A 12,748-nucleotide genomic window follows, 5' to 3' on the forward strand; every position below is an offset into this window, starting at 1 on the left:
CCTTTTTGAGTAAAACGATCTATTTCAATCTCAGGATTCGTTATTTAGCGAACTCATAAAAATGAACTTGCTCAATATATAAGCATTATGATACATATTAGATAACAAATCAATGATTTGATTTTGCTTTTAAGCGAATTCAATACCACTGTTAATTCTTTTAAAAATATGAATTCATCCAATGGAGGTACATACCATGCTTACATCCAAAATGCTTATCGATAAAGACTTTCAGATTGCTGAAGTAGATCCGCGTGTCTATGGTTCATTTATAGAACATCTGGGACGGGCCGTATACGGCGGTATTTATGATCCAGGTCATCCTACGGCAGATGCTCAAGGTTTCCGTCAGGATGCCATTGAAGCGATTAAAGCTTTGAATGTGCCAATTGTTCGTTATCCGGGCGGCAATTTCGTATCCGGTTACAATTGGGAGGACGGCGTTGGTCCGGTATCGGAGCGTAAACGCAGACTTGAACTCGCTTGGTGGACGATTGAAACAAATGCGGTAGGAACAAACGAATTTGCAGATTGGGCCAAACTGGTTGGAACCGAAGTCATGATGGCTGTAAATCTGGGTACTCGCGGCATTGATGCGGCCAGAAACCTGATCGAATACTGCAACCACCCATCTGGCACATACTGGAGTGATCTGCGTATCTCTCACGGTTACAAAGACCCGCATAAATTCAAAACCTGGTGTCTAGGCAACGAAATGGACGGCCCTTGGCAGATTGGTGCAATGACTGCATATGAATATGGCCGTATTGCCAATGAGACCGCTAAAGCGATGAAATGGGTAGACCCGGATATCGAGCTTGTTGCTTGCGGCAGTTCCAGCCGTGACATGAGTACATTTGCAGATTGGGAAGCAACCGTGCTGGATCTCACCTATGAAAATGTGGACTACTTGTCCCTGCATCAGTATTACAACAATAATAAAGACAACACGTATGACTTCCTGGCGACATCGCTGGATCTGGATCAATTTATTGATAGTGTGGCTTCAATCTGTGATTTTGTACAAGCCAAGAAACGCAGCAAAAAGAAATTAATGCTGTCTCTGGATGAATGGAATGTCTGGAAATCCATCGGCACAAGCCGTATGGAAGAACGCTGGCAGATTGCGCCTCCAGAGTTTGAAGATGTGTATACACATGAAGATGCACTGGCCGTGGGCTGTTATCTGATTACCATACTCAAGCACGCCGACCGTGTAAAAATGGCTTGCCTTGCTCAGTTGATTAACACCATTGCACCAATCATGACGGAAAATAACGGAGCAATCTGGTTCCAGACGACGTATTTCCCATTCATGCACGCATCCAACTTCGGTCGTGGTACGGTGTTGCGATCCATTACCTCTTCACCTAAATATGATTCCAAAGACTTTACAGATGTGCCTTATCTCGAAGCGATCAGTGTGCATGATGAAGAAAACGGCACGATCACAATCTTTGCGGTGAACAGACATCTGGATGAGAAGTTGGAACTGAATGTGGATCTGCGTTCCTTCGGAGAAACGACATTTGTGGAGCATATCGTATTGGAGAACAACGACTTGAAAGCCACCAATACCAAAGAAAACCCACGTAACGTTGTTCCTCACAACGGCGGATATACAACGGTTGACCAGGGTAAAGTGCAAGCAGTCTTGAACAAAGCATCATGGAACGTGATTCGCCTCAAAACCAAACAGGCATAATAAATAATAAGAGCGGGATAGAATTCTCTCTTACTCTGCAACATCAGCATTGTTTTCCGCACCGCGTGCAGCTCCCTGCGCGCGGTGCTTTTTGCTGTATGAGGGTAGTTTACCGAACTACATGGTATCAAAGTTAGATGTTAGACGCGTATTTGAAACCTCAGTTTTTATTCCTCGCAACGAACAAATTTAACGAACACAGGGAGTCTTATTTAACCCGTTTCGGGCGGATTTTAATTCTAACGAACACAGGAGAAGTTATGCTACAGAATCAGCCCCTTTTTCATACTATATCCTACATTTTGCAGCAAATAGGGTTTGTCATATTCGTTAGAATTTTAATGGCTTGATATTGACTCGAATACGGTTTCTGAGTTCGTTAGCGCTGAGCAAGCATGCTATATTGAGCTGGTTCGAACCTCATATACAGCACAAGCAAATAAGCCACCCTCCGTTTGGCGTACGGAGAGCAGCTTGCAGTGAAGCATCTAGCGAAGAAGCTGAAACAGAACAGAGAAGAAGATAAGGAACAGACCAGACCAGAAAGAGATCAAATCACCCAACATACTAGCGATACTTCCTTCCCAAATGCAACGAAGGTTGTGTTCTATTTCACGATTTTCATTTCAAGTATTATCCTTGTTGTGCTTCCTCTTCAACTTCGGTTTCAGCCTGAGCTGCTTGGCTTGCTGGAGTCATCAGCCCTTGAACTGCCCCCATAAATGGCTGAATCTGCTTAATCATGCCATACCCCATTTTGACCACAGGTGTAAACCGCTGGATCATGCCAAACAACCGCATACCCCCGCCTAACATACCTCCAATCGAGCCTGCACCGCCAAAGCCACCTAACAGTGAGCCTAGCATAGGCATGAAAGATGATACCTGGGCTTGCCTAGACGTTGAGCGAGACATCGACCGGGATCGTACTTGCGACTTACGTGTGCTGTTCACCCGTTTACGGTTTCGAGAGGATGCTGTTTTTCTCGTAGCCCCTGCTTTAGGTTTGGTTTTGCGAGCACTGCCTTCAGATGAGGGTGCTGTGATTGCGGTCTGAGTAAGCTTTCCGCCCCCGGTAAGCACTACGCCTTCGCTGTTAACACCAGAGATGTACCCGACGTACGTCTCGCCATTATGAAGAGTCACGCAGACTGGGCGATCCTTGAGCCGTTTCACCCGGACGTGTATTTCATTGGTTTTAGCCATGGAATTCACCTCACTTGACTTGATCTACTTCAGTCTACGCAATGGGTGGACGACTTGCCTGTGCGAATAACACATCCGTGTGCCGAAAGCAGGAAGATTCTTACATAGCTCCTGTCTCAGATATGTTCAATATACATCTCATTCAAAATATGACCCATACGATATGTGTGCTCTGCCAATTCAGATTTCACATATGATTCAATATCACTCTTTTCGATATTGTACAAGACCTCCAGTTCTTTAGAAAAAAGAAGGTGTCCCTCATTGATTTTCTGCTCCAATGAGGTTATCTGTTTGGGTTTCAGATCACCACCGAGTACCTGCTGAAGTGCTTGCACATATGTTTCAAGAGAACGCGCTCCGACAATTTTCATACCCTGGTTCTCTTCATTCACAATGATAATGGATGGGAAACCTCTAACTCCCAAACCAGCCACACTCTCAAAGTCTTCCTCTAATAACTCTTGTGCAGATTGCTGTGCAGCCGCCTCAACCACTTCTTTACCATTCAAGCCCAGTTGATTAACGATATCCGTCAGCACATCATCTTCTCCAATATTTCGATTAAATGCAAACACGGCTTCACGCGCACGTCTTAAAAAGTCCTGCTCTTTCCCAGGGTGTGTACTCTGAATGACCTTAAATACGCGAGATGGCGGATAGGAAGAAAGTATTGGATTATCATGCCATAAGGAACCGTCGATGGGCATGCGTGAATGTTCACCCACTTCCTTCCAATGCGCTGCAATGTCCGAAGGTTTCTGAATCCCGTTAGCGCCATCCGAGAAACCATTCCAGTTAGCCAGTAGCCCACCCATTTTGATTTGCATCGTAAAATAATGGCCGTATTCCTCAATAAACCGATGAAGCACAGGCTCAAGCGCCCAGCAGTGAGAGCAGATCGGATCTGTTGCGTAATAAAGAGTTATCCTTTTCTCAACGTGATTCAGATTGATTTCTTGCATCGCCTCTTCTTCGTTCACACCACATACGCCTGTTTCCAGATCACACATCATAGATTCGTTACTCACGTTATCCCGCCTTTATATTGTCTTATGAATTGATTTTCTTGTGTTAGTTTGATTATAATGTCTACAATCTTCTGAACAAGTACGATTCTTTTTCTGACTTAGTATCAAAAAGTATACTATTGGAGGGTATCAAGTGAAATACGAGTTTAATTTTGATCAGTTATGTCCAGCGACTTATGCATTTCAGGTCATTGGAGGCAAGTGGAATCTTCCGATCCTGGCAATCCTCAGTGAAAATGACTGTATACGTTACAATGAATTAAAAAGAAGACTGCCTGGCATTACCGGAACGATGTTAACGAACTGTTTGAAGGATTTGATTCATTCCGGCATCGTGCATCGGGAGCAATATAACGAGGTGCCACCGAGAGTGGAGTATTCGCTCACAGAATCGGGCAAGGAATTGGTTCCTTTAATTGAATCCATGGTAATATGGGGTCAGAAAAATATGACAGCAGGCGTGAAGCAACAAGATATATAACTCCTGGCCTAGTGTAACCCCTTAGCATAGATGTTCATTTTGAATCGCTCTGTACACTTTGTTCAACGACAAAAAGGCTGTTTCACTGGACCATTATGTCCTTTGAAACAGCCTTTCCTTTATAATACAAGACGGCCGCTTGTTTACGACGTGTACACATCTAACTATTCAGGTCGTCATCTTCCTCATTTCCTAAATACATAACCGTTTTTTCTCCATCAACCAATCTAATGATCTGCTTTCGTAATTTTGCAGGAAATAAAGGTAGTTCATTTATATTTTTAATTTCGAGCCATTCATATTCCACCTGATTTTCGTCACTTGGCAGAATAGAACTATCTTGGTCCATCAAACCTATGTACTCGCATAAAAAAACAAAATCTACACGATGAAGAGCTTCACCGTATACACCTTCAATGACAAATTCCAGTGATAACGGTTCTACATCTATTCCGATTTCTTCCGCAACTTCACGCTTCACAGCATCCGTCAGGGTTTCACCTGCATTCTGGCTCCCACCAGGCAGAATGTAGATGACTTCATCATTATCATCCTGCTTCATTGCAAGCATTCTCCCGTCTTTAATGATCAATGCTTTTGCAGAATTTCTAATCTTTCTCTCCATTGCTAATCCCCCATATATATCTGTATCATGTTGTTGAAGGTTGATTCCATTTAACCTCACGATCTCCATGAAGAATATTTTAACACATACATCTAAACAAATTCTGAACAATCAAATCAACTCACTCTTGGCGACCTCCATGAAAGCAGCCATGGACGGAGAGATCCATTTTTCCCGATGCCAGAGCATTTGCGCAGAAAAGGATATATCTGATAAATCCCACGGCAGAGCAACCACTTCCCCATCGCTCAACTCTTTCTTCAAAGCCATTTCAGGTAATAAAGCGATCCCTAGACCAGCCGCAACACATTGTTTAATGGCTTCTACACTATGAAACTCCAGCTCTGTCAGAGCATCTGCACCTTTCTTCGTTATGGATTGGTCAAAATAAGTGCGATACGAACAGTTCTTTTCGGTCAGCAAAAAATGCTGTTTGTGGAAGTCATCAATGACCAACGCGGAACGCGATGCTAACATATGATCGGGAGAAACCACCATTTGAAAGGTCTCATCCTTTAAAAACTCTGACTGAAGGTCTTTGGAATTCATAGGCTCATCCAATACAAAAACGACATCGGCATGCCCTTCTCTCAGACTTGATTTAAGCTCTTGCCCAGACAAGGGGCGGAACAATAAACGCACACCAGGATAGTCTGCTCGGAAGCGTTTGAACAAGGCTGGAAGAAGATATGCGCACAGCACTTCGTCTGCTCCGATCACAACCGTTCCCGCCAATTCTCCGTGCTGACTGGATATGCACTTTGCTTCCTCTACATCGTTTAAAATCTTAGTGGCGTACGGCAGAAACTGTTGGCCAGCATCCGTTAACACGACCTTTTTGCCTAATCGATCCAGCAATTTCACCCCAAGCTCTTCTTCCAGCGATTTGATTTGCATGGTTATGGTAGACGGTACATAGCTCAATAATTCAGCAGTTTGACTAAAGCTGCAGGTCGATGCAAGTGTCCAAAAGGTTTTTAGCTGGCGTATTTCCATGAGTCAGGCACCTCCTAAGTTCAAAATAAATGAATGATATGTTCGATAACGTTTCATTGAATTGATAATAGACGTAATGTAGAGTGAAATCAAGTTATTACTATTTTATAAGGAGAATCAATCTATGAACAATTATGAAACATATAACCTAGGAGATACATTACTTCAATCGGGGCAACAGCTCCCTCAAGCCTTTATCGCTTACAAGACCTATGGAAACTTAAACGCGGCAAAGGACAATGTTATTGTTGTCCCAACATGGTTTGCTGGAATTCACACAGATAATGAATGGTTAATTGGAACGGACAAAGCACTGGACCCCAGTCGTTATTTTATCGTTGTGCCCAATATGTTGGGTAACGGGTTATCTTCCTCTCCAAGTAATACCCCTGCCCCATATGATAAGAACAACTTCCCTCTCATCTCCATGTATGACAATGTGCGTGCCCAACATCAACTCATCACTCAAAAATTCGGTATCTCCAAAATCAAACTTGTTGTGGGCTGGTCTCTGGGAGCCATGCAGGTTTATCAATGGGGAACCAGTTATCCTGAGATGGTTGAGCGTATTGCCCCCTTTGGCGGAACGGCAAAGAGCAGACCCCATACACAGTTGGTATTCGAAGCAATGATCGCGGCGTTACAGGCAGATTCGAATTATAAAAATGGTAGATATGAGCGCCCTCCGGTTGCCGGTCTCGCAGCGATGGGAAGAGCTTATGCTCCATGGGGGTTTTCGCAGGCGTACTATTTGGAGAAATTGTATCAATCTGAGGGGTACGACTCCTTGAAATCTTATGTAGAAGATTACTGGGATCAGGTATTTCTTCCCTTCGATGCTAACGACTTGATTACCATGTTGCGTACAGGAATCTATGGAGACATTAGCGATAATCCCGTAGATGACGGCAACTTCGAACAGGCGTTAAGCAAGATCACTGCTCCTGCACTCGTTATGCCAGGATCAAGTGACTTGTTTTTCACGCCAGAAGACAGTTCGTATGATGCTCAGCATATGCCAAACGCGGTGTATCAACCTATAGAGTCCAAGTGGGGACACTGCTTTGGAATCGGAGCAAACGAAGAGGATTCACTCGTTATCGATCGTCATCTAAAGCAATTTTTGGAGACCTGAGTAAAAAAAGAAGGAGTACAAAGTAAAAAAAGTGCACAAAGCTCACAAAGCTCATTATTTTTTTCTCCGCTACAACTCAAAAGTAAAAAAAGATACCAGTTCTCGTCAATAACCTTTATATCACGTTCCCCCTTTCTCGTTTAGAATATTTTCAAGTAAGCGTTATTGAAATATGACTGATAAGGGGGAAAAGAAATGAACAAGAAAACGAAAGCCTTAGTCTTGTCTGTGTGCATGTCAACCTTATTACTCGCAGCCTGTAGCAATGGAAGCGGTGCCGATAAAGGTTCAACGACGGACACGGATTCCAACGAGGCTGGAACGACAACCATTCACACCGTAACATCAGAATACACTTCAGCAAAATATCCAAAGGGCGACGATATCACCAACAATGTATGGATTAAGCGATACAAAGAGAAGTTTAATATCAATGTCAAAACAGACTGGGTCAGCGATGAGTACGATACAAAACTCAATTTGGCTATCGCATCGAACGATCTTCCTGACGTATTCAGAGTTAATCCATCACAACTGAGACAGTTAGTCGAAGCAGATATGGTCATGGACCTTTCCGAGGTCTTTGATCAACACGCTTCAGATCGTCTCAAAGGTTACATGGAAGCAGATGCAGACAGTTACGAATCTGGAAAGAAGGACGGTAAGCTATACGGGATACCACAGATGCACTGGGGATTAATTGAACAACCAGACTTCATCTGGATCCGGAACGACTGGAAAGAAGAATTGGGTGTCCAAGATCCGAAATCTGTGGAAGACATCAAAAATATCGCACTCAAATTCATGGAAAAGCACGGTGGTTATGGTATAGCGGTAGACCAATCGTTGGATTACCTCAACCTGCTGGCCATTGCATGGAATGCGCATCCGGATATGTGGATGGAGGATAGCACTGGAAAACTCGTGTACGGCTCCGTGCAGCCTGAGATGAAAAATGCGCTGGCTGAGTGGTCAGAATGGTACAAGCGAGGCATTATTGATCCGGAATTTGCAATCAAAGACTTTAATGCGATGAACGCGGATATTGTAGCCGGCAAAGTGGGAATGCAACCTTATTACCAATGGTGGGGTTATAATCCGGGTGTCGACACAGTATCCAATCTGGGTAAGGACGCTATCTTCTACCCTTATATCATCCCTACCGTTGATGGAAAAGAAGCCAAACAATCCATTTTCTTCGCCAACAACAATTATATCGTTATGAAAAAGGGATTTAAGAGCCCTGAAGAAGTGATCAAAATTTTGAACGACTACGCTTATATTGTGGATGAAGGCAATGGCAAGGAATCCACAGAAACGTTATCCGCCTTGCTGGACAACGATATTGCCCATGTTGTTGGAGCGTTCCGTGTACTTAATCCGAATTCCGATTACGAGCAATTTGAGGCGGTCTCCGCTGCCCTTCAATCCAAGGATACCAGTGGACTCACAACTTCGGGTATGTGGCAAAAATATAACAACAGTGTGGAATTCATGGAGAATGCAACCCCAGGAGCAGTTGGTGATTATTTGCAACAAGGGGCTCCAAAGAATGCGTATGGTCTTGCCAAGAAAGTACTGGACAGCGAGAACTATACAAAGACGGCCTTATGGGGTGTTACGCCAGAAATACTTTCAAGCTACGGAACAACCTTGGATGATATCCTGACCGAAGGCTTCACCAAGATCATTATGGGTAGCGAAAGTATCGATTATTTCGATGTTATTGTCCAGAATTGGCGTGCAGCCGGGGGCGATGACGCAACTCAGGCAGTTAATGAAGCCTACGGGAAGAAATAATCTCGTTTGTCACAAAGAGGGGATGAGGGTCATCTCTCCCCTTTATTTGATAGCGATTACATTTGGCGTACAAGGAACGGAGGAATATGTATGTTGAGAAAATGGAAGCAGCAGCGTGCTTACCATCTCATGTTGATCCCAAGCCTGGTCTTGGTCTTCATCTTTTGTTACATCCCTTTCTACGGACTTATTATTGCGTTTCAGAAGTACAATCCGGGTCTCGGCTTCAACTCGCCATGGGTAGGGTGGGATAATTTTACCCACATATTTAATCAGCCGAACTTTGTAAGAACGATCTGGAATACATTGTACATGTCTGTCTTTAAGATTATCGGTGGTATAATCGTGCCCGTAATTTTTGCATTACTGCTTAACGAGGTACTACACAGTGGAATTAAACGTACATTTCAAACCCTTGTCTACATTCCGAACTTCCTCTCTTGGGTCATTATGGCTGGCATCATGCTGGATATCCTTAGCTCCGACGGCATTATCAATACATTTCTAAGTCTATTTGGGATTGCACCGATCTCCTTTCTTGGCACACCCTCTATTTTTCCTTGGACGATGATTGTGAGTGACATATGGAAAGGTTTTGGGTTTGGCACGGTTGTTTATTTGGCAGCCCTAACCAGTATTGATCCGGGACTTTACGAAGCCGCGGTGATCGACGGAGCGAAACGGTGGAAACAAACCATCTACATTACGTTGCCTCTACTCATGCCAACCATTGTTTTAATGACCGTACTTTCACTTGGGAACGTACTCAATGCTGGCTTTGACCAAATCTATAATCTCTACTCCCCTGTTGTCTATCAGACGGGTGATATTATTGATACCTATGTCTACCGTTTAGGAATTCAACAAGCACAGTATTCAATTGGTACCGCTGTCGGGTTATTCAAATCGATCATTTCCAGTGTTCTCGTTGCTGTATCGTACATCCTGGCTTACAGAGTGGCTGGCTATCGTATCTTCTAAGAAGGAGGAACTTACATTATGATCTATGATAAAAGTATGAGCAGACGTGTATTTCTTATCATAAACTACACCATATTGCTTCTAATCTCTCTCCTATGTATCCTGCCGTTTATCAACCTGCTGGCTGTTTCATTCAGTAGCAGCGCGGCTGTATCTGCGGGGAGTGTTACGTTCTGGCCTGTGGAATTTACGACAAAAGCCTATGAATTTGCATTAACTGGAGGATCATTTTTCTCCTCTCTCTGGGTAGCCATTCAACGAACCGTTATCGGAACGGTGGTGAATCTGGTTCTGATCGTACTCACGGCTTATCCCCTCTCCAAATCCAAACAAAAACTGATGGGGCGTAATATCTATATGGGATTTTTCATAATAACCATGTTATTCAGCGGAGGACTAATTCCAACCTATCTCGTGGTCGTCAAAATGGGACTAATCGATTCCATATGGTCTCTGATCTTGCCTGGGGCCCTCCCCGTATTCAGTATGATTATCCTCATGAATTTCATTCGGGGGCTACCCGAGGAGATTGAAGAATCAGCCATTATCGATGGTGCTGGGCCTGTACAGGTATTGCTTCGTATTCTACTCCCACTTCTCAAGCCCGCTCTCGCTACGGTTGGTTTGTTCAGTATCGTTGCCCACTGGAATTCGTGGTTCGATGGCATTATCTATATGAACAATCCAGCCAATTATCCATTACAAAGTTACCTCCAGACCCTCCTGCAAAGTTTTGAGCAAATCATGCTGAAATCTGGGTCAGATTATACGCAGCTGTTGTCCATGATGAACGCCAGAACGGGGCGCGCCGCTCAGATGTTCCTGGGTGCCATTCCGATTTTACTCGTGTATCCATTCTTGCAGAAATATTTCACCAAAGGTTTGGTGCTAGGTAGCGTCAAAGGGTGAACAAAAGGGCTTGCAGTTCATACTGCGAGCCCTTTGTTTATATCTAAACTTATGTTTATGATCGCTGTACCGCATTATGAGATGCTTAAGAGGAAACATGAATGACTATTTGGCTTCTAAGATGGCAGGCAGCAGAATGGAGAAAATGGTACCTTCACCTATTTTACTCTCCACCTGTATTCCATAGGATTTCCCAAAATGAAGTTGAATCCGCCGCTGCACATTATGCAATCCAATCCCATTCGTTCCCGTACCTGCACCGGACTTCTCTTCCATTAAATTCTGCATCGTATGATGATCCATACCCACACCATTATCGCAGACCTCGATCACAACTTCATCCAGCTGTGATTGAATCCGAATGGTGATGATTCCGTCTTCTTCCAGTTCGGCCAGACCATGAAAAATCGCATTTTCCACAATCGGCTGCAGGATCATTTTGGGCATGCGATAATTCAGCAGTCTATCCTCAATCTCGTATCTCATCTGAATACAATCGTAGTACCTGACATTCTGGATCGTTACGTAATTCGTTATATTATCAAGTTCCTCACGAATGGTTACGAGGGTTCCATCGGATTTTGTTGCATAGCGAAGCATCGAGATTAGTGCATCGGTCATTTCCACGATTTTGTCTGCCTGCTGCATCGAGGCAATCCATTTAACCGACCCAAGGGTGTTATACAGAAAATGAGGCTTGATCTGATCATGGAGCGCACGCATCTCGGCCTTGGCTTTCTCTATTTCTTCCTGCTGCATCCGTTCGACCAACCGCTTCAATTCGTGTGACATTCTGTTGAATCGAATGGATAAATGTCCAATCTCATCTCTGGAGCCAATAGGTTCAACTTGTTCAAACTGACCTTTCTCGACTAGAGCAATATTCCGTAGCAGTTTTTTAATGGGGGTTGTGATCACGTGAGATAAAAAGATGGATATGACGGCAGCAAAAAGAACAATGACGATGGCAAGCGTCACCAGATTACGGCCCAATATTATGCCATCAGCAGTCAGCTCATCCAAAGGCATATATAAGTAAGTTGTCCATTTTTGCTGACTAAGGGGACTGGTCACCACGACATTTAGTGATTCAGGCGGACGAACGTTGTCCCGGAACAGTGTCCCGATTAATCGTTCATTCACGTTATATACGATCTTGTCATCCTCATCAACGATCATGAATCTGGAGCGCAGTCCTTCCTGCAAGTTGCGGTTGACGATTTCAATGAATTTGATATCAATGCTGACAACAATCACGCCAAGCAGTTTTCCACTAGTCACATCATGAATTTTGCGAGCGTGTGACACTGCCAGTATTTTATTCTCCAATTGCTCATCAATTCGTGTTGTGAGGGTAATGGTTCGATCCTTATCATGCATGAACTTTTTAAACCACAATTCGTTTGCTACTTTGAAGTTTGGATCAATGGGTTGATGTGGACTGACAAAAAGGTCTTGCCCCCCGTTCATATTGTAGAGGTAGATGGAGAATACGCGATCTTTCATCATGATATAATTCATCAGAATATTGTATGCGGCAATCTCATGTTGTTCATCACCCTCTCGCAGGAAATCCTGGATCGGAAAACTCCCTTCATGAGTCGCAGACAGATTGTCACTAAGGCCATTGCTGGCGAGCAGCGAAATTTTCTCAATCTCCTTGAGGAACTCGTCAATGCGAATATTCGTCTGTTTGGCCAGATCGTTTAGCAACGTTGTATAGTTCTGTGTCAACAACCGCTCTGAGGAGTAATACGAATTGATTGTCATCACCAATACCGGAAGGATAATGACCGTCATACAGATCACCATAATTTTGTACTTGATTCGGAAGGGCCGAACATGCTTCATATGCTGCACCTCTATTCACCGATTACAT

11 protein-coding genes are annotated in these 12,748 nt (G+C 43.8%); 6 read left to right on the top strand and 5 right to left on the bottom strand.

Features of this window, described 5'->3' with window-relative positions:
- Positions 1-196 precede the first annotated feature (196 nt).
- Positions 197-1,705 (top strand): arabinosylfuranosidase ArfA, encoded by a 1,509-nt coding sequence (arfA, locus tag AC1DE7_RS05785; RefSeq protein WP_127548598.1) that lies wholly within the window; start codon positions 197-199, stop codon positions 1,703-1,705.
- Positions 1,706-2,338: 633 nt separating this feature from the next.
- Here the strand turns inward: arfA and AC1DE7_RS05790 are convergent.
- Together AC1DE7_RS05790 and AC1DE7_RS05795 are read right to left on the bottom strand one after the other, a co-directional pair.
- Complete coding sequence (locus AC1DE7_RS05790) at positions 2,339-2,911, bottom strand: hypothetical protein (protein WP_282321392.1); 573 nt, start codon at positions 2,909-2,911, stop codon at positions 2,339-2,341.
- Positions 2,912-3,027: 116 nt separating this feature from the next.
- Positions 3,028-3,942, bottom strand: coding sequence for a DsbA family oxidoreductase (locus AC1DE7_RS05795; protein ID WP_477533908.1), 915 nt, complete (start codon positions 3,940-3,942; stop codon positions 3,028-3,030).
- A 133-nt stretch (positions 3,943-4,075) separates the two neighbouring features.
- On the opposite strand from AC1DE7_RS05795, the gene AC1DE7_RS05800 reads away from it, so the two are divergent.
- A complete protein-coding gene (locus AC1DE7_RS05800; RefSeq protein WP_076253083.1) occupies positions 4,076-4,423 on the top strand; it encodes a winged helix-turn-helix transcriptional regulator in 348 nt (115 codons plus the stop codon).
- Between the two features lie 160 nt (positions 4,424-4,583).
- On the opposite strand, the gene AC1DE7_RS05805 is transcribed toward AC1DE7_RS05800, so the two are convergent.
- The gene (locus AC1DE7_RS05805) at positions 4,584-5,048 is read right to left on the bottom strand and encodes an NUDIX domain-containing protein (RefSeq protein WP_076253082.1); all 465 of its coding nucleotides are present in this window, start codon (positions 5,046-5,048) and stop codon (positions 4,584-4,586) included.
- Between the two features lie 111 nt (positions 5,049-5,159).
- A complete protein-coding gene (locus AC1DE7_RS05810; RefSeq protein ID WP_282321394.1) occupies positions 5,160-6,044 on the bottom strand; it encodes a LysR family transcriptional regulator in 885 nt (294 codons plus the stop codon).
- Positions 6,045-6,168: 124 nt separating this feature from the next.
- Here AC1DE7_RS05810 and AC1DE7_RS05815 point away from each other — a divergent pair, with 124 nt between their 5' ends.
- The 4 genes from AC1DE7_RS05815 to AC1DE7_RS05830 all read left to right on the top strand — a co-directional run bounded on the left by AC1DE7_RS05815 (position 6,169) and on the right by AC1DE7_RS05830 (position 10,869).
- Positions 6,169-7,179 carry an alpha/beta fold hydrolase gene (locus AC1DE7_RS05815; protein WP_477533909.1) on the top strand — a complete coding sequence of 337 codons (1,011 nt, stop codon included), beginning with the start codon at positions 6,169-6,171 and terminating at the stop codon, positions 7,177-7,179.
- A gap of 195 nt (positions 7,180-7,374) precedes the next feature.
- Positions 7,375-8,979, top strand: coding sequence for a type 2 periplasmic-binding domain-containing protein (locus AC1DE7_RS05820; protein ID WP_076327571.1), 1,605 nt, complete (start codon positions 7,375-7,377; stop codon positions 8,977-8,979).
- Positions 8,980-9,069: 90 nt separating this feature from the next.
- Positions 9,070-9,960 (top strand): ABC transporter permease, encoded by an 891-nt coding sequence (locus tag AC1DE7_RS05825; RefSeq protein ID WP_477533910.1) that lies wholly within the window; start codon positions 9,070-9,072, stop codon positions 9,958-9,960.
- Positions 9,961-9,978: 18 nt separating this feature from the next.
- Positions 9,979-10,869 carry a carbohydrate ABC transporter permease gene (locus AC1DE7_RS05830; protein WP_047842997.1) on the top strand — a complete coding sequence of 297 codons (891 nt, stop codon included), beginning with the start codon at positions 9,979-9,981 and terminating at the stop codon, positions 10,867-10,869.
- Between the two features lie 105 nt (positions 10,870-10,974).
- Here the strand turns inward: AC1DE7_RS05830 and AC1DE7_RS05835 are convergent, their stop codons facing one another.
- Positions 10,975-12,720: a cache domain-containing sensor histidine kinase gene (locus AC1DE7_RS05835; protein ID WP_477533911.1), complete on the bottom strand. Its 1,746-nt coding sequence runs from the start codon at positions 12,718-12,720 to the stop codon at positions 10,975-10,977.
- Positions 12,721-12,748 lie beyond the last annotated feature (28 nt).

It is taken from the genome of Paenibacillus sp. 10L310 (assembly GCF_056395745.1).

What these genes read in the sequence shown, in the direction of transcription:
- AC1DE7_RS05805 (WP_076253082.1), bottom strand. Translation starts at nt 5,048, where the DNA reads ATGGAGAGAAAGATTAGAAATTCTGCAAAAGCATTGATCATTAAAGAC.
- AC1DE7_RS05820 (WP_076327571.1), top strand. Translation starts at nt 7,375, where the DNA reads ATGAACAAGAAAACGAAAGCCTTAGTCTTGTCTGTGTGCATGTCAACC.
- arfA (WP_127548598.1), top strand. Translation starts at nt 197, where the DNA reads ATGCTTACATCCAAAATGCTTATCGATAAAGACTTTCAGATTGCTGAA.
- AC1DE7_RS05790 (WP_282321392.1), bottom strand. Translation starts at nt 2,911, where the DNA reads ATGGCTAAAACCAATGAAATACACGTCCGGGTGAAACGGCTCAAGGAT.
- AC1DE7_RS05835 (WP_477533911.1), bottom strand. Translation starts at nt 12,720, where the DNA reads ATGAAGCATGTTCGGCCCTTCCGAATCAAGTACAAAATTATGGTGATC.
- AC1DE7_RS05825 (WP_477533910.1), top strand. Translation starts at nt 9,070, where the DNA reads ATGTTGAGAAAATGGAAGCAGCAGCGTGCTTACCATCTCATGTTGATC.
- AC1DE7_RS05810 (WP_282321394.1), bottom strand. Translation starts at nt 6,044, where the DNA reads ATGGAAATACGCCAGCTAAAAACCTTTTGGACACTTGCATCGACCTGC.
- AC1DE7_RS05830 (WP_047842997.1), top strand. Translation starts at nt 9,979, where the DNA reads ATGATCTATGATAAAAGTATGAGCAGACGTGTATTTCTTATCATAAAC.
- AC1DE7_RS05815 (WP_477533909.1), top strand. Translation starts at nt 6,169, where the DNA reads ATGAACAATTATGAAACATATAACCTAGGAGATACATTACTTCAATCG.